This is a genomic window from Pedococcus sp., assembly GCF_036000045.1.
Taxonomy (GTDB): Bacteria; Actinomycetota; Actinomycetes; order Actinomycetales; family Dermatophilaceae; genus Pedococcus.
In genome coordinates this window covers 14,857-39,489 of the sequence record NZ_DASYGF010000039.1, presented here as the reverse complement: position 1 = coordinate 39,489, position 24,633 = coordinate 14,857, and the positions used below count along the sequence as shown (strand labels likewise).

Below are 24,633 nucleotides of genomic sequence, written 5' to 3'. Positions count from 1 at the left end.
GGGCGGCGGGCGATGATCGGCTGGTGAATAGAGTGGGGTTCACAAGCCAGACGGGACCGTGCCGACAACAGGAGCTGACGATGGGCCACCAGCTGGCCGGCCGCGGCGCGCGTGACCATGAGCACGACCATGGCCAGGAGCATGTCCATGACGACGGCCACGATCACGGGCATGCGCACGGCCCTGACCATGGTCATGAGCACGAGCACCCGGCCACGGCGCTGGGACGTCTGCGTCACGCCCTCTCCGACTTCTTCGGCGGCCACACGCACGACGCCGTCGACCAGATCGACGGGGTCCTGGAGGCCAACCGGGCAGGGCAGCGCACGCTCGTGATCAGCCTGGTCGGCCTCGCCGCGACGGCGCTGGTGCAGGGCATCGTGGTGGCCTTCTCCGGGTCGGTGGCACTGCTGGGCGACGCACTGCACAACGTCGCCGACGCACTGACTGCGGTGCCGCTGCTGGTCGCCTTCGCCCTTGCCCGGCGCCCGGCCAACCGTCGCTTCACGTACGGCTACGGACGGGCGGAGGACCTGGCCGGCCTGTTCGTCGTGCTCGTCATGGCGCTCTCGTCCGTCCTCGCCGCCTACGAGGCGGTCACCCGCCTGCTGCACCCGCGGCCGGTGTTCCACCTGTGGCTGGTCGCGGCGGCAGCGGTCGTCGGCTTCGTCGGGAACGAGGTGGTCGCCGAGTACCGCATCCGCACGGGCCGTCAGATCGGCTCCGCCGCTCTCGTCGCCGATGGGCTGCACGCTCGCACCGACGGGCTCACCAGCCTCGCCGTGCTGCTCGGCGCCGGCGGTGTCGCGCTGGGCTGGCACTGGGCCGACCCGGTCGTCGGCCTCGTGATCACCGTGGCGATCGCGAGCAGCCTGCGTTCGGCCGTCATCCAGGTGGGCGCTCGGCTCATGGATGCCGTCGACCCGCAGCTGGTCGACCGCGCGACAGAAGCCCTGAGCACCGTCGACGAGATCGAGCTGGTGCGCGAGCTGCGGATCCGCTGGATCGGGCACACCATGCGGGCAGAGGCCGATGTCGCGGTGAGCCGCAGCCTCAGCGTCGAGACCGCCCACGACATCGCGCACCATGCTGAGGAGCACCTGCTGACGCTCGTCCCGCGGCTGACCGCCGCGACGATCCACGTCAGCCCCAGTGGCGCGCACACCACCACGGCCGACAAGGCCTCCCACCCGTGAGCACGTCGGAGGCTGGGCAGGCCAGCGAATCGGCCGGCGCGGCATACAGGTCCGGCAACCGCATCAGTCCCACCCGCTTCATCGTCGGGTTCGGACTCGTGTCCGCGCTCGCGGACGTGGTCTACGAAGGCGCACGGTCGATCATCGGTCCCTACCTCGGCACCCTCGGTGCCACCGCCGCCATGGTGGGTCTCGTGACCGGTCTCGGCGAGGCAGCCGCGCTCGTGCTGCGCGTCTTCACTGGTCGGCTGACCGACCGCACCCAGCGCCCCTGGCCGCAGACCATCCTCGGGTACGCGATGACGGCCATCTGCGTGCCGCTGCTGGCGCTGACGTCGAGTCTCGCCCCGGCCGCGCTGCTCTATACCGGCGAGCGGGTCGGGAAGGCGGTCCGCACGCCCGCGCGCGACACGATGCTGGCGCACGCCTCCGCGGAGATGGGGCGCGGCTACGCGTTCGGGCTGCACGAGGCCCTCGACCAGATCGGGGCGATGCTGGGCCCGTTGCTCATCGCGGGGGTGCTGGCGTGGACCGGTCACTACCGGCTGGCCTTCGGGATGCTCGCAGTGCCCGGGCTGCTGGCGATCGTCATGGTGGCGCGCCTGCGCCGGGCTGCCCCCGACCCCACTCGGTGGGAACCGGAGGTGTCGGTCGCCGAGAGCAAGCGGCTGCGACTGGAGACGGGTCTGCCCGCCGCCTTCTGGCACTACGCCGCCTTCTCGGCCGTGACGATGCTGGCCTTCTCGACGTGGGCCGTCCTCGGCTACCACCTCGTCGTGCGCCATCTCGTGGCGCCGGCCATCGTCCCTGTCCTGTATGCCGTGGCCATGGGTGCGGCCTCTCTAGCAGCCGTCGCGTTCGGCCGGCTCTACGACCGCTACTCGCTGCGGGGGCTGCTCGTCCTGCCGTTCCTGGCAGCGCTGGTCCCTGCCCTGTCGTTCAGCGACAACCCCGTGGCCTTCACCGTCGGCGCGCTCGTCTGGGGCGCGGCAATGGGCGTTCACGAGTCGACCATGCGAGCGGCCGTCGCCGACTTCGTCCCGGCTCATCGCCGGGGTGCCGCCTATGGCACCTTCACCGCGGTCTACGGCCTGGCGTGGCTGGGTGGAGCCGCCCTCATCGGCGCTCTCTACGACCAGGGCGTCGGTGTCGTGACGGCGTTCGTCGGCGGGGTGCAGGTGGTCGCGCTGGTGCTCATCGTGACGCTCCTGCGTCGCATGCGGCCGCCAGCGGATCAGCCTGCGGCCCTGCGCTAACCTAGGCGCATGGCACGTCAGCTGCTTCTTCGATAGCCGCGCTGGCCCCCGGGACGCCCCGAGGCCACCGCGGCCAGCCCCTCCTGAGCGAGGGGCTTTTCTATGAGCAGATCCGTTGCCGAGACCCGAACCGAGGATGACATGACCGAGACGCCGCACCGCTACACCGCCGAGCTGGCCCAGCAGATCGAGCTGGCCTGGCAGGACCGCTGGCAGCAGGAAGGCACCTTCCACGCGCCGAACCCCGCCGGCCCCTGGGCCGAGCCGGACAAGGTCGACGGTCGCGAGAAGCTCCTCGTGCTCGACATGTTCCCCTACCCCAGTGGCGCTGGCCTGCACGTCGGTCACCCACTCGGCTACATCGCGACGGACGTCTTCGCCCGCTACCACCGCATGACGGGCAAGAACGTCCTGCACTGCCTGGGCTACGACGCCTTCGGCCTACCGGCGGAGCAGTATGCCGTGCAGACGGGGCAACACCCGCGCAAGACGACCGAGGACAACATGGTCGTGATGAAGCGCCAGCTGCGACGGCTGGGCCTGGGTCACGACGACCGCCGAACCATCGCCACCATCGACCCGGGCTACTACCGCTGGACGCAGTGGATCTTCCTGCAGATCTTCAACGCCTGGTACGACCCCGATGCGGTGCGACCGGACGGCGGCCGCGGCAAGGCCCGGCCCATCGCCGAGCTCGTCGCCCAGTTCGAGGACGGCACGCGACCGTTGCCCGCCGAGGACGGCCGGGGTTGGGCCGACCTGTCAGAGGACGAGCGTCAGTCGATCCTCGACAGCTACCGGCTGGCCTACACCTCCGAGGCTCCCGTCAACTGGGCTCCCGGGCTGGGCACCGTGCTGTCCAACGAGGAGGTCACCAACGACGGCCGCTCCGAGCGCGGCAACTTCCCGGTCTTCAAGAAGAACCTGCGCCAGTGGATGATGCGCATCACCGCGTATGCCGACCGGTTGGCCGACGACCTCGACCGGGTCGACTGGCCCGAGAAGGTCAAGCTCATGCAGCGCAACTGGATCGGGCGCAGCCAGGGCGCTCGGGTCACGTTCCCCGTCGAGGGGTCGGAGGCCGGGCTCGAGGTCTTCACGACCCGGCCTGACACGCTGTTCGGGGCCACGTTCATGGTGGTGGCTCCCGAGCACCCACTGCTCGGCGTCCTGGTGCCCGAAGGCGCCTGGCCTGAGGGCACCAAGCCCGCGTGGACCGGTGGCGAGGCCGGACCGCAGGCGGCGGTCACGGCATACCAGCGCTCCGCGTCTCGTAAGAGCGAGGTCGAGCGCCAGAGCGAAGGCAAGGACAAGACCGGTGTCTTCACCGGCGTGTGGGCGACGAACCCCGTGACGGGGCAACGCATCCCCGTCTTCGTCGCCGACTATGTCCTCATGGGCTACGGCACCGGAGCGATCATGGCCGTGCCCGGGCAGGACGAGCGCGACTGGGACTTCGCCACGCGGTTCGAGCTGCCGATCGTGCGCACGGTGCAGCCCACCGAGGGTCACCCGGACGACCAGGCGTTCACGGGGGAGGGGCCGGCGATCAACTCCGCCAACGACGAGATCTCCCTCGACGGCCTGCCGGTCGCCGAGGCCAAGGAGGCCATCATCGAGTGGCTGTCCGCCAAGGGGCTCGGCGAGAGCACCGTGACCTACAAGCTGCGGGACTGGCTCTTCAGCCGCCAGCGCTACTGGGGCGAGCCGTTCCCGATCGTCTTCGACGAGGACGGCAACGCCCACGCCATCCCTGACTCGATGCTGCCAGTCGAGCTCCCGGACGTCCCGGACTACTCTCCCAAGACCTTCGACCCCGAGGACGACAGCAGCAGCCCCGAGCCGCCGCTGGGACGAGTCGCGGACTGGGTCAACGTCGAGCTCGACCTCGGCGACGGTCGGGGCGTCCGCAGGTACCGGCGCGAGACCAACACCATGCCTAACTGGGCCGGATCCTGTTGGTACTACCTGCGATACCTGGACCCGGCCAACCAGGACGCGTTCGTCGACCCTGAGAACGAGCTCTACTGGATGGGGCCTCACGACTCGCCGGTTGATGGTGCCCCGGAGGGGGCCACCGACCCGGGCGGCGTCGACCTCTACATCGGTGGGGTGGAGCACGCCGTGCTGCACCTGCTCTATGCCCGCTTCTGGCACAAGGTCCTGTTCGACCTGGGTCATGTCAGCAGCGAGGAGCCGTTCCGAAAGTACTTCTCACAGGGTTACATCCAGGCTGCTGCCTACCGCGACGACCGTGGCCAGCCGGTTGAGGCCTCGGAGGTGGAGGTCGTCGAGGCTCCAGGCGGCGGCGAGCCGGCGTACACCTGGCAAGGCCAGCCGGTGACACGCGAGTACGGCAAGATCGGCAAGTCGCTCAAGAACGTCGTCAGTCCCGACGAGATGTTCGAGCAGTACGGCGCCGACACCCTGCGGGTCTACGAGATGTCGATGGGTCCGTTGGAGCTCAGCAAGCCCTGGGAGACCCGGGCGGTTGTCGGGGCTCAACGGTTCCTGCAGCGCCTGTGGCGCAACGTCATCGACGAGGAGAGCGGCGAGGTGCGCGTGGTCGATGCGCCCTTGGACGACGCCACCGCTCGCACGCTGCACCGCACGATCGACGCGGTGTCGCGGGACTACCCCACGCTGGGGTTCAACACCGCCATCGCCCGCCTTATCGAGCTGAACAACGCGCTCACCAAGCTCGACGGGGTGCCGCGCGAGGCTGCCGAGACGTTGGTGGTCATGGTGGCGCCGCTCGCGCCGCACATCGCCGAGGAGCTGTGGACGCGCCTGGGGCACGCCGAGTCAGTGACCTTCGCATCGTTCCCGGTGGCCGACCCCGCGCTGCTCGTTGACGACACGGTCACCTGCGTCGTGCAGATCAAGGGCAAGGTGCGTGACCGGATCGAGGTGCCGTCCGACATCGACGAGGCGACGCTGCGCGAGCGCGCGCTCGCGCTGCCCAAGGTGCGCGCCGCGACCGAGGGCGGCGTGCGCACCGTGATCGTCAAGGCGCCGAAGCTCGTCAACATCGTCCCGGCCTAGAACGCCCGCGAACAGCTGGACCGCCCGACGGGACGGCACGACTCGATAGCCTGACCACGTGAGCGTCGCGATCGTCACGGACAGCACGGCATACCTGCCGGCGTCTGTGGTCGACGCGCACGGGATCCAGGTGGTCCCGCTCCACGTCGTCATCGCGGGCACCGAGTACAGCGAGGGCGTGGACGTGTCGACCACCGAGGTCGCCGCGGCGCTCCGGGCGTTCCGGCCGGTGTCCACGTCGCGGCCGTCGCCCCAGGCGTTCCTGGACGCCTACGAGAAGGCCGCGGCCGACGGTGCGACCGCCGTCGTCTCGGTGCACATCTCCGCGGACATGTCCTCGACAGTGGAGTCGGCCCATCTGGCAGCGCGGCACTCGCCGGTGCCCGTGACCGTCGTGGACTCGCGCTCGCTCGGCATGGCGATGGGGTTCGGCGTCATCTCGGCCGCCGAGCTCGCCGCCGAGGGGGCCTCCGCCCAGGAGGTGGCCGACCGCGCCCTGTGGCGGTGCGAGGGGTCGACCGTCGTGTTCTACGTGGACACCCTCGAACACCTGCGGCGTGGGGGCCGGATCGGCCTGGCGTCCGCCTTCCTAGGCTCAGCATTGGCGATCAAGCCGATCCTCGGGTTGTCCGACGGCCACATCCGCGGAGTCGAGAAGGTGCGGACCTCTGGGCGAGCGCTGGCGCGCCTCGAGGAGCTGGCTCTCGCGGCGGGCGATGCGCCGCAGGGAGTCGACGTCGCGGTCCACCATCTCGACTCCCAGACCCGGGCCGAAGGCCTGGCGAGCCGTCTGCGCGAGCGGATGCAGGGCGCCCACGAGATCCTGACCGTCGAGCTGGGAGCGGTCGTCGGCGCGCACGTCGGGCCGGGCACGCTGGCCGTCGCCGTGTCGCCTCGACCCTGATGGTGACGACGACCGTCGGGGCGCACCCCATGGCGGGAGAGCTGGTGGAGGCCTCCGTCGCAGTCGTCGCGGCGTTCGTCGTGGGTGCCGTGAACCCGGCCACGATTCTGGCCAGGGTGCTCGGGAAGGACCTGCGACTCTCGGGGTCGGGCAACCCCGGTGCCACGAACGCCGGACGGGTGCTCGGCGCCCGCTGGGGCGTGGTGGTCGGGCTGCTCGACGTCCTGAAGGGGCTCGTCCCCGTGCTCGTGGCCGGACACCTGGTCGGACCCGTGACCGCCCTGGCCGTGGGTCTCGCGGTGGTGCTCGGGCATATCTGGTCGCCGTTCCTGCGGGGTCAGGGAGGCAAGGGGGTGGCGACCTCACTGGGGGCGATCCTCGCCGTGCAGCCCTGGTTCGGGCTGGTCATCCTGGTGATCTTCGGGCTGCTCGTCTGGCGGCTGCGCTGGGTGGCCGGCGCGTCGATCTCGGCCTGTCTGGCGCTGCTGCTGCTGGGGCTCGGGACGTGGACCGGCTGGGTTCCGTTCGGCAACTCCGTCACCGGCGCCTGGTGCGTGGTGATCGCGTTGCTGGTGATCTACCGGCACCGGCGCAACATCGAGCTGTGGTTCTCGGCTCGCCGGGACGCTTCGTCCACAGGTTGAGCCTGCGGACGGGTCGGTCCCCAGGACGGTCTCGGCCCACCGCGCGGGGTCAGTGCTCTTTCCTACCGTTCCCGTATGCCGTTGCGTCGCGCCTCTCCCGAACCCTCGCCTCGGCTTCGCGCGCTCCTGGACTCCGTCGACCTGCGCACGCGTGACGAGAGCGGGCAGCCCGCGCAGCCCGCTCGGCCCGCATTCGGCCCCACTGCTGACACCATCGACGACGGCCCCGGCAGGGGAGAGGGAGACCAGCCGTGGCTGCCGGAGCGACCTTCGGTGGTGGCGGCTCGACGGCCCGCATCCGCGTCCGGTGAGCAGGTCGTCGCGCCACCCACCGTCCGGCCTGGTCGCCACCGGCGGCCGGTTCCTGCGCCGCCCGCACTCCTGGTGCTGCCGGCCGCGCTGCGCGGAGCGCGGGTGGGGGTGCCGCGACTGGCGACCATCGGCCTGCTCGTCATCGTCGTCCTGGCAGCGGCGGGGTTCGGGCTCCGCGTCGCGTGGGCCAGGGCGGCCAGCGCCCCGCATGCGGTGGGCTCCTCCGGACAGGCGACTCCTCCTTCGGCTGGCGTCGCAGGTACCAAGGGGTCGGCAGTGGTGCCGGGGGCCGGCCGCGCTGGGTTCACGTCGACCGCAGGGCCCATGGCCGCGGCAGGCGGCACCGGCACGGCCAGTGTGGCCACGGTGACCGTGCACGTCGTCGGGCAGGTGCTGCGACCGGGTGTGGTCCGCCTGCCGGTGGGCGCCCGGGTCACCGATGCCGTGACCCGGGCGGGCGGTCCTCGACCTGACGCCGACCTAGCGGCGATCAACCTCGCCCGAGTCGTGGTGGACGGCGAGCAGCTGCGCGTCCCGAAGCCCGGGGAGGCGCCAATCCCCGTCCAGGGTTCGGCGCCCTCAGCGGCTGGCGCGTCGGTCCCACCCGCTGAGGGCGGGGGAGCCGCGGCATCGGCGCCGGTGAACCTGAACACTGCCGGGCTAGCCGACCTCGACCAGCTCCCCGGTGTCGGCCCGGTGCTGGCCCAGCGCATCCTCGACTGGCGGACCGAGCACCAGCGGTTCGCGTCCGTCGACGAGCTCGGCGAGGTGAGCGGCATCGGTGACAAGCTGCTGGCCCAGCTCAGACCGAAGGTGGCTGTGTGAGCCCGCCGGCGGGGGAGGAATCCGGACAGTCGCCCGATAGTGACGCCCCGCGGACCCTCGACCTGCGGCTACTCGTCCCGGCCCTGGTGGCATGGGCTGCCTGTGCGATGTCCCTGGGCACGCGTCCAGCGGTGCTGGTCGCCGTCGCGGCCGGGCTGGGCGTCTCTGCCGCGCTGCTGGTCTGGCGCGCGGAGCGGGGCCTGGCGGCGTTGGGGGCCATGACCCTGGTCGCGGTGAGCGCGGTGCTGACCGCGTGTGCTGCGCACACCAGCCTCGACGAGGCGGGTCCGATCCGGCGGCTTGCCGCCGACCACGTCGTGGTGGAGGTCGTCGGCACAGTGGCGACGGACCCGGTGCTTCTGGGCGGCGGGCGGCTGGGCGGGGCGACAGTGCGGTTGACGCTTCGTGTTCGCGAGGTGACGGGCCGCGGTCAGACAGCGGCGGTGTCGACCCCAGTCCTCGTCATCGGCGACGAGTCGTGGCAACGGGTGAGATGGCGAGAGACCATCCGTGTGCAGGGCAAGCTCGTCCCCGCGCAGGCCGGCGACGACGTGGTCGCACTGCTGCGGCCGTCCGGCGAGCCGGTCACGGTCGACCCGCCCGGTCCGTTGGTCAGCGCCGCCGAGCACCTGCGGATCGGCCTACGGTCGGCGGCGGCGCCGCTGCCCGCCGATGCGCGCGGGCTGCTGCCGGCGCTGGTCATCGGGGACACGAGTCGCACGCCTCCAGACCTCACCGAGGCGATGATGGCCACCGGCATGACCCACCTCTCGGCCGTGTCCGGGTCCAACGTCGCCATCGTGGTGGTGTTCGCCCTGGGTGCCTCGGCCCTGTTCGGAGTGCCCCGGCGCTGGCGGCCCGTGGTGGCGGTGACCGTGCTCGCGGGTTTCGTCGTCCTTGCGCGCCCCGAGCCGAGCGTCCTGCGTGCCGCCACGATGGGAGCGATCGCGTTGCTCGGCCTGAGCCGGTCGAGGCGCGCGGCAGGGATCCCTGTGCTGTCGACGGCAGTGGTGGTCCTGCTCCTGGTCGACCCCTGGCTGAGCCGCTCCTATGGCTTCGCGCTGTCCACGCTCGCCACCCTCGGCTTGCTCGTCTTCACCCGGTCCTGGGGTAGCGCCATCAGCCGTCGCCTGCCGTCGCGGATCCGGTCGTGGGGGCCCGCTCTGGCCATCCCCGTGGCTGCCCAGGCGATGTGTGCACCGGTGGTGGTGCTGTTGCAGGGCAGCGTGTCGCTCATCGGGGTCGTCGCGAACCTCTTGGCCGCGCCCTTCGTCGCGCCGGCCACCGTCTGCGGGGTGGCCGCCGCCGTGCTCGCCCCCTTGTGGCCGTTCGGGGCGACGGTCCTCTGCTGGCTCGGAGCGGTGCCCGCCCTGGGCATCGCCTGGGTGGCTCGCACCTGTGCCACCGTCCCTGGCGGCACCCTGCCCTGGCCGGACGGTGCTGCCGGCGCGCTCCTCCTTGCCGGGCTGACGGTGGCGCTGCTGCTGACAGGCCGCTGGTGGGTCTACCAGCTACGAGCGCACCCGCGGCTGGCCTTCGCCACCTGTCTGGTCGCGGTCGCGGCCACCGCGCCCACATCCTCCCTGACCTGGCCGCCTGCGGGCTGGCGGTTCGTGGCCTGCGATGTCGGCCAGGGCGACAGCCTGGTCCTGGCGACGACACCGCGACACGCGGTGCTGGTCGACGCTGGTCCCGTCCCGGCCGCAGTCGACGCCTGCCTGAGGCGGCTCGGCGTCACCGTGCTCGACGCCGTCGTGCTGACGCACTTCCATGCCGATCATGTCGACGGTCTCCCCGGGGCCATCGGTGGTCGTAAGGTCGGCGAGATTCTCGGGAGCCCGGTCCGTGACCCGCCCTACCAGTGGAAGGAGGTCCAGCGCTGGGCCTCGCATCGCGGCATACCGCTTCGCGAGGTCTATGCCGGAGACCACCTCGCGTGGCCCGGCGTGAGTGCCGACGTCTGGTGGCCGGCCCGGCGGATCGATGCGGGGTCAGTGCCCAACAACGCCAGCGTCGTCCTCGCCGTCCGCTCGGGTCCGCTCGATCTGCTCTTGCTCGGCGACGTCGAGCGCGAGGCGGCGCATGCCATGCTGCTGGCCCTCCGGCGGGACCCGGCGATGGCTGCCCGCGCTCGCGAGCTCGACGTGGTGAAGGCGCCCCACCACGGCTCGGCCAACCTCGATGAGGCGCTCATGGAGGCGGTGCGCAGCCCGGTTGCGGTGATCAGTGTCGGGCGGGACAACGACTACGGACATCCCTCGCCGAAAGCGTTGGCCGTGCTGCGACGCGACGGCTACACCGTCTTTCGGACCGACGAGCGTGGCGACGTCGCCGTGGTCGTGACTCGGCAGAGCGCGATCGGGGTCACGTGGCGAGGGAGCTGAGCGAGCGCGCGGGGCCGCCCAGCGTGAGAGGCGAGTGCCCTAGGTGCTGGCCAGGACGCGTGGGGTGGTCTTGGCGGCCTCGACCAACGCGTCGATGGTGGCTTGCACGGCGGGCACCCGCTGCAGGTCTGCGGTGGTCACCACGCTGATCGTGCGGCGTGACGCAGGCTTCATCGGCAGGGTCACGACGTCGCGGTGATGGGCGGTGCGCAGAATCAGGTCCGGGACGAGCGCCACGCCGAGCCCCTCCGCCACCAGGCCCAGGACAGCCACGTAGTCCTCGGTCTCGAAGCCCACCTGCGGCGAGAACCCGGCGGCCGCACACATCTGCAGGAGGTGGCCACGGCAGCGCGGGCATCCGGCGATCCAGCTCTCCTGGGCCAGGGACGACAGCTCCACCATCTCGGCGTCGGCCAGCGGGTGGTCGCGGGGCAGCGCCAGCCGCACCTCGTCGTCGAGGAGCCGATGGGTGACGAAGAGATCCATGTCCTCCTCGCCACGGCTGAGGTCGTCGCCCTCGTACGCGAAGGCCACAGCCAGGTCACACTCACCGGCCTTGAGGGCCTGCAGCGACTCCGGCGGCTCGGCCTCGGCGAAGGTCACCTGGACGTCGGGGAAGCGCTTCTTGACGAGTGCCAGGGCGCGCGGGACCAGCGTCGCCGAGCTCGAGGGGAAGGCCATGAGACGCACGCGACCGGCGCGGAGCCCGGCGATGGCCGCGACCTCCTCCTCGGCGGCGTCGAGCGCGGACAGCACCGCGACGGCATGGCGGGCGAGCACCTGGCCGGCCTCGGTGAGGCGGACGTTTCGGCCCACCCGTTCGACGAGGACGGTGCCAGTCCGCTGCTCAAGCCGCCGGACCATCTGGGAGATGGCGGGCTGCGAGTAGCCGAGGGCGAGGGCGGCACCCGTGAAGCTGCCCTCGTCGGCGATGGCCTTCATCACGCGCAGGCCGGCGGCGTCGATCATGGCTCAAGCATAACGGACTGTTATCCAAACGCGAACATTTGCACGACGGTGTGATGCTTCCCGAGGAGATCCTGCTGTCCGTGGCCGCTGGTCATATCGCTCCCCGTCCATCGGAGCTCCAGGAGGCCAGAGCAGAGGTCTCCTCCGAAGGGTCGGCCCCGAGAGGTCATCTCTGAGGGCACGTACCCTGTGAGGCGTGACCCAGGGGACCGAGCTGCGCCTTGATCGGCGCTCTGCCGCTGACGAGCTCTCGGCCGTGGCCGCGCTCCTGCAGGGGGGCAACGTCCTGGCCCTCACAGGCGCCGGCATCTCCACCGAGTCCGGCATCCCGGACTATCGCGGACCCGACGGCAACCGGCGCGTCACACCGATGCAGTACGCCGAGTTCCTCAGCTCGGCACAGGCGCGCCGGCGTTACTGGGCTCGCAGCTATGTCGGCTGGCAACGCTTCAACGTGGCCCGGCCCAACACGGGCCACGAGGCGGTGGCGCGCCTGCAGCAGGCCGGAATCGTGGGCCCCGTCATCACGCAGAACGTCGACGGCCTCCACCAGGCGGCTGGCGCTATCGACGTCACCGAGCTGCACGGCTCGCTCGCCAAGGTCGTCTGCCTCACCTGCGGTGACCGCACGTCACGGTGGGACCTCGACGCACGCATGCGGGAGGCCAACCCGGCCTACACAGCGACCAGCGACGAGATCCGCCCCGACGGCGACATCGCCCTCAACGACCTCGACGTCACCGCGTTCGTCGTCCCGCTCTGCCTGGTCTGCGGGCGAGACACGCTCAAGCCCGAGGTGGTCTTCTTCGGGGAGTCAGTGCCGAAGCCGCTTGTGGCGCACTGCTTCCGGCTGACTGAGGGCGCCGGGTCGCTGCTCGTCCTCGGGTCGAGCCTGAAGGTGATGAGCGGCTACCGCTTCGTGCGGCGGGCGGCCGCACGCGGCATACCGGTGGTCATCATCACGCGGGGGCCCACCCGCGGTGACGGCGAGGCGACGCTGCAGCTGAACGCCGAGCTCGGGCCCACGTTGACCGAGCTCGTCAGCCGGCTGGGCGCCTAGCCACGAGCACCGCGTCGATGGCGTCCCCGTCGTCCGTGGGCCGGACGACCTCCTCGCACCGCTCGACCTCCAGGCCCGCCGCCGCTGCACGTAGCTGCTCAGGTGTGTGCAGCAGGGCCGGGTCCGAGGGGCCGCCGACGCCGTCGGTGAGGTTGCGCAGCGCATGGCCCACCACCACCAGTGCGCCGCCCGGCGCCAGCCACGATGCGGTGCGCGAGAAGACGTCGGACGGCAGGTGCAGGTAGGCGGCCAGCACCAGGTCGTAGGCCACTTCCCGCGGCGGCGTCCAGGTGGTGGCGTCCTCGACGACCCAGTCCACTGTGAGGCCCAGTCGCTGGGCCACAGCCTCGCCTTTGGCGATCCCCACCGCACTGAAGTCCACCGCGGTCACCTGCCACCCTCGCGAGGCCAGCCAGATCGCATGCCGACCCTCTCCCGCTCCCAGGTCCAGCGCCGAGCCCGGCGGCCATGGGGCCACGATGCGCTCGACCTCCGCGTTCGGCGCTGCGCTCCAGACCCGCTCTCTGGCGGCATACCGGTCGTCCCACATCTGTCGGCGTTCGGTCATGCCCCTAGCATCCCCGATATGACGAGCCCGACGTCCGATGCGCCGGTGAGGATCCGGGACGCTGCCCCCGCCGATGTCCCGGCCATGGCGGCCATCTACGACGAGCAGGTGCTCACGTCGGTGGCGACGTTCGAGACCGAGCTCCGCGGCCGGTCGTACCTGGGGGAGAAGCTCGCCACCGCCGGCGCCGGCAACCTCGTGTTGGTCGCCTGCGCCGCGGAGCGCGTGCTCGGCTACGCGTTCTCGGGACCCTTCAGACCGCGCCCGGCGTATGCCGGCACCCGGGAGCTGTCCGTGTACCTCTCTTCGGAGGCGCGGGGTCGCGGCCTCGGACGAGCCCTGTATGCGGAGCTGCTGGGCCGCCTCGACGCCCTTCCGGAGATCCACACCCAGGTGGCTGTCGTGGCCCTGCCCAACGACGCGAGCGAGGCCCTGCACGCAGCCATGGGGTTCGAAAGGGTCGGCGTGCTGCGCGAAGTGGGGTACAAGCTCGGCCGTTATGTGGATACCGCCTGGTACCAACGGATGTCGCCTCGGGGCCAGGTCTAGCGCGAGACGGTGCGGCTTGGCACAGTCGTCAGTGACGCTGGACGACGGGTTCGGAGGCTGACATGGCTGCTGGTGGAGCGGGACCGTTCGAGAACGACGACGCGCTGGACTTCCTGGACGACCTCGAAGAGGCCGATCCACAGGAACGCCGCTCGAAGGTGGAGTCGGCCCTCGGCCGGGTGATCCGAGCGAAGGAGTACATCGAGGCGCCGACCATGTCCGAGGCCATTGCTGCTGCGGTGGTGGTGGCGGCCTCGGACGACCCGGAGTCGGTCGTTGGCGAGCGCAACGTGCCCCGCTGGCTCGACGAGGACCCCCTCGAGGTCGACGAGCGGCTCGAGGAGTTCGCCACCCAGGCGCTGTACCGAGCGCTTCGGGCCGACGACAACGAGCTGTGGGAGATCCTGGCCGACGAAGACGCAGAGGAGCGGTTCAGCACGCGGATCACGCACTACCTCGACGCCCTCGGGGCCTAGACCGCCCGGACTGGCTAGACCCGGCGGAGCACCGCCGTGACCTTGCCGAGGATGGTCGCGTGGTCGCCGTCGATCGGCTCGAACGCGGGGTTGTGCGGCAGGAGCCACACATGGCCGTCCTTACGCTTGAACGTCTTGACGGTCGCCTCGCTGTCGAGCATGGCCGCCACGATGTCGCCGTTGTCGGCCGTCGGCTGCTGGCGCACGACCACCCAGTCGCCATCACAGATGGCCGCATCCACCATGGAGTCGCCGACCACCTTGAGCAGGAACAGCTGCCCCTCGCCGACGAGCTGGCGCGGCAGCGGGAAGACGTCCTCCACCGACTCCTCGGCCATGATCGGCACACCGGCCGCGATGCGCCCGAGCACGGGCACGTACGAGGCCTCCGGGCGCTGGTCGTTCTGACCCGTCTCGTCGAAGGTCGCCGTCTCGTCGTCGGCGGAGGCCCCGCCGCGGTAGCCCCGCGAGTCCGGGGTCGCGTCGGGGGAGACCACCTCGATGGCGCGGGGCCGGTTCGGGTCGCGACGCAGGAAGCCCTTGCGCTCCAGCGTGGACAGCTGGTGGGCGACAGAGCTGGGTGAGGTGAGGCCGACCGCCTCGCCGATCTCACGCAGGCTCGGCGGATAGCCCCGGCGGTCGACCGAGTTGCGGATCACCTCGAGGACGCGGCGCTGCCGGACCGTCAGCCCGTCGCCGCGGTCACGGTCGGGCAGTTCCTTGACGTTGTCCTCGCTCATCGAGCTCCTCGTTTCCGCAGGTCAGACCCGGTGTCTCGGGCGATCGCCTTAGGCGATCCAGTGGGGCTGTCGGTGGCCTCTGGTGTCATCGAGGCATGGACACAGCGTATGGCGTTCGAACACAGTTGCCAAACACCTGTTCGACGCGTGTCTTGCCGCTTTCGAACAAGCGTGCTAGAAATCAGTCAGACAGTACTTCGTACATTCGTTCGACGTACGCGCAGATGGAGGAACCGATGAGTGCAGCAGTGGCATGGGACGTCTCGTTCGCCCCGGCGGGGGTGCCGGCCCGTCCGACCAGGCCCCAGCTCGTCTCCGTGCCGTGCGGAGACCAGGCGAGCGCGCCGGCCGTTCGGTTCCGTCTGACGCGTGCGGGCCGTCTGGCGATCACCATGGCGGTGGCTGTGGCAGTCCTGGCTGTGGCCCTTGCGACGTTCTCCGGCGGGGCCTCGGCCACCGTCATCGACCACTCAACGGCCGTCCGGCCCGGGCAGACCCTCTCCCAGATCGCCGCGGAGCAGCTGCCCCAGCTCAGCATCGCGGACGCGGTCGGTCGCATCGAGGTCGCCAACAACCTCACCAGCTCCGACATCCACGCGGGCCAGACGCTGCTCATCCCCGCCGCCCGCTGACCCGACACGCACGGCCAAAGGGGGCCGCCACCGCCTCCTCCCGGCCAGGAGTGCGCGAGGCGTCCAGATGTGGCAGGTTGATCCAGGAACCTGCAGGTGGCAGGGCTTGTGGCACGGCTGACCAGGAGGAGCGGCGTGGACGCCAAGAAGACCTTTCTGTCGTGGCCCGTGGTCCGACAGCTCAGCAGCGGAGACTTCTTGGGCCGCGGCCCGTCAGTGACCTCCCGGCATACCCGCGAGCTCACCCCTCGCACTGACACGGCCGATCGCGTCGTCCAGAGCATCTGTCCCTACTGCGCGGTGGGCTGCGGTCAGCGTGTGTTCGTCAAGGACGAGAAGGTCGTCCAGATCGAGGGCGACCCGGACTCGCCGATCTCCCGTGGGCGGCTGTGCCCCAAAGGCTCGGCGAGCGAGCAGCTCGTCAACCACCCGGGCCGCCAGACGGCCGTGCTTTACCGCCGCCCCGGCAGCACGGAGTGGGAGAGCCTCGACCGCGAGCGGGCCCTCGACATGATCGCGGAGCGCTTCGTCGCGAGCCGCCGCGCCGGCTGGCAGGACCATGACACTCACGGCAAGCCACTGCGACGCACCATGGCCATCGCCTCGCTCGGGGGAGCCACCCTCGACAATGAGGAGAACTACCTCATCAAGAAGCTGTTCACCGCCGCTGGGGCCATCCAGATCGAGAACCAGGCGCGTATTTGACACTCCGCCACCGTCCCCAGTCTGGGGTCGTCGTTCGGGCGTGGAGGCGCCACCCAATACCTCCAGGACCTCGCCAACGCTGACTGCATCGTCATCCAGGGGTCCAACATGGCCGAGTGCCACCCGGTGGGGTTCCAGTGGGTGGTCGAGGCCCGTCGTCGCGGTGCCCGGGTCATCCACATCGACCCTCGGTTCACGCGGACCTCGGCCAGCGCCGATCGGCATCTGCCGATCCGCGCCGGCAGCGACGTCGTGTTCCTCGGTGCCCTGATCAACTATGTCCTGAGCAACGAGCTGTACTTCAAGGACTACGTGGTCGCCTACACCAACGCCGCCACACTGGTCCGCGAGGACTTCCAGGACACCGAGGATCTCGACGGGTTGTTCTCCGGCTATGACGCCGACAAGGGCGCCTATGACCAGTCCACCTGGGCCTACGCCACCGACGAGGACCGCGAGGGCGACGAGATCACCGGGGTCGGCGAGGCCGGCCCCGAGCGTCACGGCCTGCACAAGTCTGACCACGCCGCGGGCGACCAGCACGGGTCCGGCGGCCCGGCCCTCGAGCACGCCAGGGTGCTGCGCGACGAGACCCTGCAGCACCCCCGCAGCGTCTTCCAGCTCCTCAAGCGCCACTTCGCCCGCTACACGCCACAGGCCGTGGCCGACGTGTGCGGCATCTCAGTCGACGACTTCGACTACGTCGCCAGGGCGATCACCGAGAACAGCGGGCCGGAGCGGACCACTTCCTGGGTCTACTCGGTGGGCTGGACCCAGCACACCCTGGGCGCGCAGTTCATCCGCACCTCGGCGATCCTCCAGCTCCTGCTCGGCAACATGGGCCGCCCGGGCGGAGGCATCATGGCGCTACGCGGGCACGCGAGCATCCAGGGCTCGACCGACATCCCCACGCTCTACAACATCCTGCCGGGCTACCTCGCCATGCCGGTCGCGGGCACGCACGACACCTGGGAGCAGTACCTCGACGCGATCGCCAGCAAGGAACAGAAGGGGTTCTGGGCCAACGCGGACGCCTACAGCATCAGCCTGCTGAAGTCCTGGTGGGGCGATGCCGCCACGGCCGCCAACGACTGGTGCTACGACTACCTGCCACGGCTCAGCGGCGCCCATGGCACCTACCAGACCGTCATGGCGATGCTCGATGACCAGGTCGAGGGCTACTTCCTGATGGGGCAGAACCCCGCGGTCGGCTCGGCCCATGGGCGGATGCAACGGCTGGGGCTCTCCCACCTCAAGTGGCTCGTGGTCCGGGACCTCACGATGATCGAGTCGGCCACCTTCTGGAAGGACGCACCCGAGATCGCCACCGGCGAGCTGGTGACGGAGGAGATCGACACCGAGGTGTTCTTCATGCCCGCTGCCGCCCACACCGAGAAGTCCGGCAGCTTCACCCAGACGCAGCGCCTGCTGCAGTGGCACCACCAGGCGGTGCAGCCCCCGGGCGACGCGCAGAGCGACCTGGAGTTCGTCTTCGAGCTGGGAAAGCGCGTCCGGGCCCTGCTCAAGGACTCCACCGACGAGCGGGACCGGCCGTTGCTCGACCTCACCTGGGACTACCCGCTCGACGCTCATGGTGAGATCGACCCTGAGTCGGTCCTGCTCGAGATCAACGGGCAGCACCTGACGGGTGACAAGGCCGGCGCACCGCTGGACGCCTACACCGAGATGCGTGCGGACGGCTCGACGTCCGGTGGCTGCTGGATCTATACCGGCGTCTACGGCGGAGGGGTCAACCACGCCGCCAGCCGCACTCCGGGACGCGAGCAGTCGCAGGTCGCGCCCGACTGGGGGTGGGCCTGGCCCGCCAACCGCCGCATCCTCTACAACCGCGCCTCTGCCGACCCGCAGGGCCGGCCCTGGAGCGAACGCAAGGCGTACGTGTGGTGGGACGAGGGGCAGGGCACCTGGACCGGTAAGGACGTCCCGGACTTCCCGCCCAAGACCCGGCCCGACCACCGTCCACCGCCGGGCGTGGGTGGCCCTGACGGCCTGGCCGGCGACGACCCGTTCGTCATGCAGGCCGACGGCAAGGGCTGGCTCTTCGCGCCCAAGGGCATGCTGGACGGCCCGCTGCCGACCCACTACGAGCCGCAGGAGTCGCCGGTCCAGAACGTCCTGTACCGGCAGCAGGCGAACCCTGCACGACGGGTGTTCCCCCGCAAGGACAACCTGTGGAGCCCCTCGGGTACGGCCCCGGGCTCCGAGGTCTACCCCTATGTGTTCACGACGTACCGGCTGACCGAGCACCACACCGCGGGTGGTATGTCGCGCTGGCTGCCCTATCTGGCTGAGCTCCAGCCGGAGTTCTTCTGTGAGGTCAGCCCAGAGCTGGCCCGCGATCGCGGCCTGGAGAACGGCGGCTGGGCGACGTTGGTGTCGGCTCGCGCGGCCATCGAGGCACGTGTCCTCGTGACCGAGCGGCTTGCCCCGCTGACGATCAACGGCAGGACCATCCACCAGATAGGGCTGCCGTACCACTGGGGCGTGGGGAGCGACGCCATCGTCAGTGGTGACGCCGCCAATGACCTGCTCGGGGTCGCATTGGACCCCAACGTGCAGATCCAGGAGTCCAAGGTTGGCTCTTGTGACATCCAGCCCGGTCGGCGGCCTCGGGGCGAGGCGCTGTTGCGGCTCGTGGCCGACTACCAGTCGCGGTCCGGGACGACGGTCGAGACGGGCAACCAGCTGGCCACTGGCAACGAGAGCGAGCAGCGATGAGCTTCTGGAGCAACCAGCTCTCGGGTCCAACCGACCCAGCGGCCGACGCCGGCTGGCAGGACGGCGAGCCCCGCAAGGGGTTCTTCACCGACACCTCGATCTGCATCGGCTGCAAGGCCTGCGAGGTCGCGTGCAAGGAGTGGAACGCCATCCCCGAGGACGGCCTGAACCTCCTCGGCTCCTCCTACGACAACACCGGGGCGCTGGGTGCGAGCACCTGGCGGCACGTCGCGTTCATCGAGCAGGACGGTGACCGTATCGAGGCCGCCCGCGAGTCGGGCCGGCGCCTGGTCGACCTGGGCATGCCCGCCTTGCGCACCAGGGATGGCGCCGGTGGCTCGGTCCCGGATGTGGACTCGGTCGGTCAGGCCTACGCCGAGGCCCAGATGCCGGACTTCCGCTGGCTCATGTCGTCCGATGTGTGCAAGCACTGCACCCACGCCGCCTGCCTCGACGTGTGCCCGACCGGTGCCCTGTTCCGCACCGAGTTCGGCACTGTGGTGGTCCAGGACGACGTGTGCAACGGATGCGGCTACTGCGTCCCCGCCTGCCCCTTCGGGGTGATCGAGCGCCGCTCCGGTGACGAGACCGTCAAGAACTCCGGCGCCGCCCAGAAGTGCACGCTCTGCTACGACCGCATCGGCCACGACCAGACCCCGGCATGCGCCCAGGCCTGCCCGACCACGTCGATCCGCTTCGGCGACCTCGCGCAGATGCAGTCCGAGGCCCACGCGCGAGTCGCCCAGCTGCACGAACAGGGCTTTCCCGAGGCGCGGCTCTACGGCGCCAACGAGCAGGACGGCGTCGGCGGCACGGGCTCGGTCTTCCTGCTGCTCGACGAGCCCGAGGTCTACGGCCTGCCGCCTGACCCACGCGTCACCACCGCAGACCTGCCCGCCATGTTCCGTACCGCCGGTGTCGCCGCGTTGGCCATGCTGGCCGTCGCAGCTGGCTCGTTCCTCGGAGGCGGTCGCCGATGACCACCAACCCCCTCGACGCCGACCGGCCCCCCGAGCCGAGCCGTGCCGAGCGCAGGGCCGAGCGCGCTGCCGGAGGTCGTCGCCGCGACGACGCCATGATGGTTCCCGACGTCGCCTTCGACAGCTACTACGGGCGCTCGGTCGTCAAGCCGTCACCCTGGGAGGCCGACATCCCGGCCTACATCTTCCTCGGCGGCCTCGCCGCGGGGTCGGCGCTCGTGGGTGCCGGTGGTGCCGCACGCGGCCTCCCGGCGCTGCGACGCAACGGCCGGTATGCCGCGTTGGCGGCGGTGGCGGTCGGTGGTGTCGCGCTCGTGCGCGACCTCGGCAAGCCCTCCCGGGCGCTCAACATGATGCGCACCGTGAAGCTGACCTCGCCCATGTCGCTGGGGTCCTGGATCCTCACCGGTTTCGGCACGTTCGCCGGTCTGGCGGCCACCGCCGAGGCCGGGCGTGGGCTCTTGGCCGAGGGCTCGCGGCTGGCCCGGGTGCTGCGGGCCGTGGAGCCGGCCGCCAACGCGGGGTCCGTCGTGTTCGCGCCGCCGCTCGCGGCATACACCGCGGTGCTGTTGGCCGACACCGCGACGCCCACCTGGCACGAGTCGCACCGCGAGCTGCCCTTTGTGTTCGTCGGCTCGGCGAGCGCGGCGGCCGCAGGTCTGGCGCTGGTGACCGCACCGTCCAGCCAGACCGGGCCGGCGCGCCGGATGGCCGTGGCGGGGGCGGCGATCGAGCTGGCCGCTATGGAGCGTCTGGAGCGCACTCTCGGTGAGACGCTCAGCGAGCCGCTGAAGGCTGGGCGAGCGGGTCGCCTGCTCAAAGCCAGCCGGGTACTCACGATGGCGGGCGCGGCCACGGCGGCGGTGCTCGGTGGCAACCGTGCTGCAGCCGCGCTGAGCGGCCTCGCCTTGATGGCGGGGTCGGCCTGCACCCGGTTCGGGATCTTCGAGGCAGGTCAGGAGTCCGCGAAGGACCCGCGCTACACCGTGGAGCCTCAGCGGGCCCGTCTGGAGCAGCGGCGCGCCCACGGGGTCGTCGACGACTCGATCACGACGGGGCGCTGAGGCTGGCTAGAGCCACAACGGCTTCGGCCGCCTTGGGCGCTGCCTGGGAAGGGCGGGGTCGCTCGATGCCAGCGCTCGGCCTCACTCGCGCACGTCAGCCGGGCCCACGTGCAGGGGTAGGCCGTCGGCCACCCAGGCCTCGACACCGCCGATGACGTCGGTCGCGTCGACCCCGACGCGGCGCAGGGAGGCGGCGGCCAGGGACGAGCTGTAGCCCTGGCGGCAGAGCACGACCACGCGAGGACGGGCATCGGCCTCGGGGATCCGCCAGGCGCTGGTCGGGTCGAGCCGCCATTCGAGGACCGTACGGTCGATGACGATCGCGCCCGGCAGATCACCCTGGGCCTCTCGGTGAGCTGGGGTCCTCGTGTCGACCAGGAGCGCGCCCCGGAGCTGAGCAGCCCGAGCCTGGGAGGGGGTGAGCCTGCGTAGACCCTCTCGGGCGCGGGCCACGACCAGGTCCACCGCGCTGCTGACGGTATCGCCGACAGGCCGGCCGAAGCCCTCGCTGGCATCCCGACTCGTGTCCGCGCTCACGTCCCCGCTCCCGTCCCTGTCCTGTCACCGCAGCTCTCGACGTCACTGACCCTAGGCGAGCGAGATAGCGTGGGCGAGTTCTGCTCTGCCGGCGTCCAGGAAGGGGTCCGAGCTCGTGCACGTCATCGCCACCGCGGGGCATGTCGACCACGGGAAGTCGACCCTGGTCCGCGCCCTGACCGGGATCGAGCCGGACCGCTGGGACGAGGAGCACCGCCGAGGCCTGACGATCGACCTGGGCTATGCCTGGACCGAGCTGGACACGGGGGAGCAGCTGGCCTTCGTGGACGTGCCGGGGCACGAGCGCTTCATCGGCAACATGCTGGCTGGGCTCGGCCCCGTCCCCGCGGTGATGTTCGTCGTCGCGGCCGACGAAGGCTGGCGTCAGCAGTCGGCCGAGCACCTGGCTGCGGTCGATGCCCTCGGCGTTAGGCACGGGTTGCTCGTCGTGACGCGCGCGGATCGAGCGGACCCCGGACCGGCCCTCGCCGAGAGCGCCGAGCGGCTGCGCAGGAGCTCGCTGGGTGACGTGGCCGCAGTGGCTGTCTCGGCGCGCACGGGACAGGGGATGGACGACCTGCGCGCTGCTTTGGGCCGCTTGGTCTCAGGCCTGCCGGCGCCGCGGACCGGCGGGCGGCTGCGGCTGTGGGTCGACCGCTCCTTCAGCATCAAGGGCAGCGGCACCGTGGTCACCGGAACTCTGGCCGAGGGCCGGCTCTCGGAGGGCGACGCGGTCGAGCTGCGAGGTCGGAGCGTCGGCGTCCGGCGCCTTCAGTCGCTTGAGCGCGGCGTCCCCTCCGCCGCTGCCGTATGCCGCGTGGCCGTCAACCTGCGTGGCCTCGCCGTCGATGACGTCACCCGGGGCGACGCGCTGCTCACGCCGGGCGCGTGGCTGCCCACGGAGATGGTCGACGTCCGCGTGCACGGGCGAGCAGCCGACGAGCTGCCTGCCGAGCTGATGGTGCACATCGGCACGGCGGCCGTCGGTGCTCGGACCCGGCCGCTGGGGGGGAACCACGCTCGACTCACTCTGCGACGGCGACTCCCACTCGTCGCCGGCGACCGACTCATCCTGCGCGACCCCGGCTCGCGCGCCATGCACGGAGCCCTGGTACTCGACGCCGACCCGCCCGCGCTGCGGCGCCGGGGCGCTGCCGGACACCGGGCGGCGGAGCTGGCCACGTCGACCGGTGTGCCCGACCTGGCGGTGGAGGTCGGGCGGCGGGGCGCGATGTGTGTCTCCCAGGCTGAGCAGCTGGGGGTGTTTGGCCCCGCCGCAGAGGACGAGCGCCACACGGCGACAGTCACGCGGATCGGGGACTGGTACGTCTCCATGGACGCGTTGGGTGGCTGGGCGAAGCGGTTGCGCGCCGCGGTCGAGGAGGCGGCGCGCCACCGGCCGCTCGAGCCCACGTTGTCCGTGGAGGGCGCCCGTGCCATCGCCGCCGTACCCGATCGAGCGCTCATGCCTGCCGTCGCCCAGGCTGCGGGCGTGGTCCTCGCCGACGGCCGGGTCGGGCTGCCTGGTCGGTCTGCGGACCTGGGTGGTGCCGAGACCGGCCTCCGCGTGGTCGAGCAGCGGTTGCGTTCGTCGCCGTTCGTTGCACCCGAGAGGCCTGAGCTGCTCGAGGCGGGGCTGGGTCCCCGTGAGCTGGCGGCCGCGGAACGGCTGGGGCGAGTCCTGCGGTTGGGGGACGAGGTGGTGCTGCTGCCCGAGGCTCCGGCGCTGGCCATGCGTGAGCTGGCCAGGCTGCCCCAGCCGTTCACCTTGAGCGAGGCGCGTCAGGCGCTTGCGACGACGCGCAGGGTGGCCGTGCCACTCCTGGAGCACCTCGACCGGCGCGGCTGGACCCGCCGGGTCGACTCGGCCCATCGCGAGGTGGTCCGTTAGCCGCGCCACAGGTGTGGGCGCCCTTCGTTCTCGACGTATGACAGCTCGCGCTCGAGGAACCGTGCCAGGCACTGCGCAGCCCGGCGGACCTGCTCGCGTCCTGTCGATGTCACGCTCGGCGCCAAGCGCACATCGACGTCGACGACCGTGCCCGACACGGTGCGCTTCCACAGCCCCACGTTGACGCCGTCCAAGATCACCCGTGCCCAGAACGGGTCCGGCCGCTCGGCATAGGGATGGTCCGGCGCGGCCGGGAACGTGACCTGCGGGTAGGTCAGGACCACCTCGTCGTACACCGGTAGGAGGTATGCCGCGGGCGCGTCCCGTCGCCGCCGGGGCGCCCGCGCGGGGTCGAACCAGTGCGGGATGCCATCGACGACCAGCTGCTCGAGCTCGTCGTCGAGCTCGGCCAGCGCCTGCCTGGTCTCGGCGGCCGTGAGCGAGGACCAACGGGTGAAGTCCTTGACCGACGCGGGCCCGTGCCCGCAGAAGAACCGTCGCACCAGCTCGACCAGCGCCTCGTCGCGGTCTCTGCGAGGCGTGGGTGGGACGACCTCGTCGACCAGCGCATAAGTGTGGTGCACGCCGTCCATCGGCCCGGAGCAGACCAACCCGCGCAGCTCGGCGACGAGCAGCAGGTGGCCGAGCTGCTCGCCAGGAGTGATCGGCGAGCCCCGCTCGCCGAACGCCGCGCCGAGCTCCGAGCGGGTGCGAGACGGCTTGTCCTGCAATAGCCCACGGATCAGCTCAAGCCCGTCATCGAGTCGTCTGACGTCGTCGAGCCCCAGCTGGCGGTGGCGGCCGGCCATGCCGGACAGGACGCGTGGTGAGGTCAGGTCGAGGATCCACTGGAGGTCCTCCGGTGCGACGAAGTGCCAGGTGGGCCGAAGGATGTGGGTCCGCAGGAAGGCGCCGGAGTCGTGCTCGGCGCGTACCGCTGCGTACGTCGGGGTCGTGGCCCGCATGGCGAGGGAGAAGAAGGCGTGGTCGCGCTCCTGGCTCTGCACACAGGTGAGCAGGCGAACCGCGTCGGTCGCGGTCGGGAGCGGCGCGGAGGACAGCCGCTGCGTCGCCAGGCGCCGGGCGATCACACGGGCGGAGGTGTCCATGCGCACATCGTGTCGGAGCGCACCGACAGCGGCGCGCTATGCACTCAG

20 protein-coding genes are annotated in these 24,633 nt (G+C 71.1%); 15 read left to right on the top strand and 5 right to left on the bottom strand.

The genetic code is table 11. The features are described 5' to 3' along the window. The first annotated feature begins 80 nt into the window (after positions 1–80). From VGN50_RS06985 to VGN50_RS06955, 7 genes are all read left to right on the top strand, one after another. Positions 81–1,196, top strand: a complete 1,116-nt coding sequence (locus VGN50_RS06985) for a cation diffusion facilitator family transporter (RefSeq protein ID WP_327443993.1) — start codon at positions 81–83, stop codon at positions 1,194–1,196. Next, positions 1,193–2,452 carry an MFS transporter gene (locus VGN50_RS06980; protein ID WP_327443992.1) on the top strand — a complete coding sequence of 420 codons (1,260 nt, stop codon included), beginning with the start codon at positions 1,193–1,195 and terminating at the stop codon, positions 2,450–2,452. The genes VGN50_RS06985 and VGN50_RS06980 overlap by 4 nt, the downstream gene beginning before the upstream one ends. Positions 2,453–2,593: 141 nt before the next feature. Then, positions 2,594–5,497, top strand: coding sequence for a leucine--tRNA ligase (leuS, locus tag VGN50_RS06975; protein WP_327443995.1), 2,904 nt, complete (start codon positions 2,594–2,596; stop codon positions 5,495–5,497). Positions 5,498–5,555: 58 nt separating this feature from the next. Next, entirely contained in the window at positions 5,556–6,401 is an 846-nt protein-coding gene (locus tag VGN50_RS06970; RefSeq protein ID WP_327443991.1) for a DegV family protein, read from the top strand. Further along, entirely contained in the window at positions 6,401–7,045 is a 645-nt protein-coding gene (locus tag VGN50_RS06965; protein ID WP_327443990.1) for a glycerol-3-phosphate acyltransferase, read from the top strand. The genes VGN50_RS06970 and VGN50_RS06965 overlap by 1 nt, the downstream gene beginning before the upstream one ends. A 75-nt stretch (positions 7,046–7,120) precedes the next feature. After that, the gene (locus VGN50_RS06960) at positions 7,121–8,182 is read left to right on the top strand and encodes a helix-hairpin-helix domain-containing protein (protein ID WP_327443989.1); all 1,062 of its coding nucleotides are present in this window, start codon (positions 7,121–7,123) and stop codon (positions 8,180–8,182) included. A gap of 107 nt (positions 8,183–8,289) precedes the next feature. After that, positions 8,290–10,566, top strand: a complete 2,277-nt coding sequence (locus VGN50_RS06955; protein ID WP_327443988.1) for a ComEC/Rec2 family competence protein — start codon at positions 8,290–8,292, stop codon at positions 10,564–10,566. 39 nt (positions 10,567–10,605) lie between these two features. Here VGN50_RS06955 and VGN50_RS06950 read toward each other — a convergent pair whose 3' ends face one another. Then, positions 10,606–11,535, bottom strand: a complete 930-nt coding sequence (locus VGN50_RS06950; RefSeq protein WP_327443987.1) for a LysR family transcriptional regulator — start codon at positions 11,533–11,535, stop codon at positions 10,606–10,608. A 196-nt stretch (positions 11,536–11,731) separates the two neighbouring features. Here VGN50_RS06950 and VGN50_RS06945 point away from each other — a divergent pair, with 196 nt between their 5' ends. After that, complete coding sequence (locus VGN50_RS06945) at positions 11,732–12,595, top strand: NAD-dependent protein deacetylase (protein ID WP_327443986.1); 864 nt, start codon at positions 11,732–11,734, stop codon at positions 12,593–12,595. On the opposite strand, the gene VGN50_RS06940 is transcribed toward VGN50_RS06945, so the two are convergent. Continuing rightward, positions 12,576–13,163 carry a class I SAM-dependent methyltransferase gene (locus tag VGN50_RS06940; RefSeq protein ID WP_327443985.1) on the bottom strand — a complete coding sequence of 196 codons (588 nt, stop codon included), beginning with the start codon at positions 13,161–13,163 and terminating at the stop codon, positions 12,576–12,578. The genes VGN50_RS06945 and VGN50_RS06940 overlap by 20 nt on opposite strands. An 18-nt stretch (positions 13,164–13,181) precedes the next feature. Between VGN50_RS06940 and VGN50_RS06935 the strand changes: the two genes are divergently transcribed. Together VGN50_RS06935 and VGN50_RS06930 are read left to right on the top strand one after the other, a co-directional pair. Next, positions 13,182–13,712 (top strand): N-acetyltransferase family protein, encoded by a 531-nt coding sequence (locus VGN50_RS06935; protein WP_327443984.1) that lies wholly within the window; start codon positions 13,182–13,184, stop codon positions 13,710–13,712. Between the two features lie 62 nt (positions 13,713–13,774). Beyond that, a complete protein-coding gene (locus VGN50_RS06930; RefSeq protein ID WP_327443982.1) occupies positions 13,775–14,188 on the top strand; it encodes a DUF4259 domain-containing protein in 414 nt (137 codons plus the stop codon). A gap of 14 nt (positions 14,189–14,202) precedes the next feature. On the opposite strand, the gene lexA is transcribed toward VGN50_RS06930, so the two are convergent. Continuing rightward, the gene (lexA, locus tag VGN50_RS06925) at positions 14,203–14,928 is read right to left on the bottom strand and encodes a transcriptional repressor LexA (protein WP_327443981.1); all 726 of its coding nucleotides are present in this window, start codon (positions 14,926–14,928) and stop codon (positions 14,203–14,205) included. A 236-nt stretch (positions 14,929–15,164) separates the two neighbouring features. Here lexA and VGN50_RS06920 point away from each other — a divergent pair, with 236 nt between their 5' ends. The 4 genes from VGN50_RS06920 (at position 15,165) to nrfD (ending at position 21,048) form a co-directional block, all read left to right on the top strand. Continuing rightward, positions 15,165–15,560, top strand: a complete 396-nt coding sequence (locus VGN50_RS06920; RefSeq protein WP_327443980.1) for a LysM peptidoglycan-binding domain-containing protein — start codon at positions 15,165–15,167, stop codon at positions 15,558–15,560. 135 nt (positions 15,561–15,695) lie between these two features. Beyond that, positions 15,696–19,004, top strand: coding sequence for a formate dehydrogenase (fdh, locus tag VGN50_RS06915; protein WP_327443979.1), 3,309 nt, complete (start codon positions 15,696–15,698; stop codon positions 19,002–19,004). After that, a complete protein-coding gene (locus VGN50_RS06910; protein ID WP_327443978.1) occupies positions 19,001–19,984 on the top strand; it encodes a 4Fe-4S dicluster domain-containing protein in 984 nt (327 codons plus the stop codon). The genes fdh and VGN50_RS06910 overlap by 4 nt, the downstream gene beginning before the upstream one ends. Further along, positions 19,981–21,048 (top strand): NrfD/PsrC family molybdoenzyme membrane anchor subunit, encoded by a 1,068-nt coding sequence (gene nrfD, locus VGN50_RS06905; protein WP_327443977.1) that lies wholly within the window; start codon positions 19,981–19,983, stop codon positions 21,046–21,048. Before VGN50_RS06910 ends, nrfD begins: the two co-directional genes overlap by 4 nt. Before the next feature lie 81 nt (positions 21,049–21,129). Here nrfD and VGN50_RS06900 read toward each other — a convergent pair whose 3' ends face one another. Next, positions 21,130–21,585 carry a rhodanese-like domain-containing protein gene (locus tag VGN50_RS06900; RefSeq protein WP_327443976.1) on the bottom strand — a complete coding sequence of 152 codons (456 nt, stop codon included), beginning with the start codon at positions 21,583–21,585 and terminating at the stop codon, positions 21,130–21,132. A 115-nt stretch (positions 21,586–21,700) separates the two neighbouring features. Here VGN50_RS06900 and selB point away from each other — a divergent pair, with 115 nt between their 5' ends. Further along, positions 21,701–23,476, top strand: a complete 1,776-nt coding sequence (gene selB, locus VGN50_RS06895) for a selenocysteine-specific translation elongation factor (RefSeq protein WP_327443975.1) — start codon at positions 21,701–21,703, stop codon at positions 23,474–23,476. On the opposite strand, the gene VGN50_RS06890 is transcribed toward selB, so the two are convergent. After that, positions 23,473–24,585: a winged helix DNA-binding domain-containing protein gene (locus VGN50_RS06890; RefSeq protein ID WP_327443974.1), complete on the bottom strand. Its 1,113-nt coding sequence runs from the start codon at positions 24,583–24,585 to the stop codon at positions 23,473–23,475. The two genes, selB and VGN50_RS06890, sit on opposite strands and share 4 nt — an antisense overlap. Between the last annotated feature and the right edge of the window lie 48 nt (positions 24,586–24,633).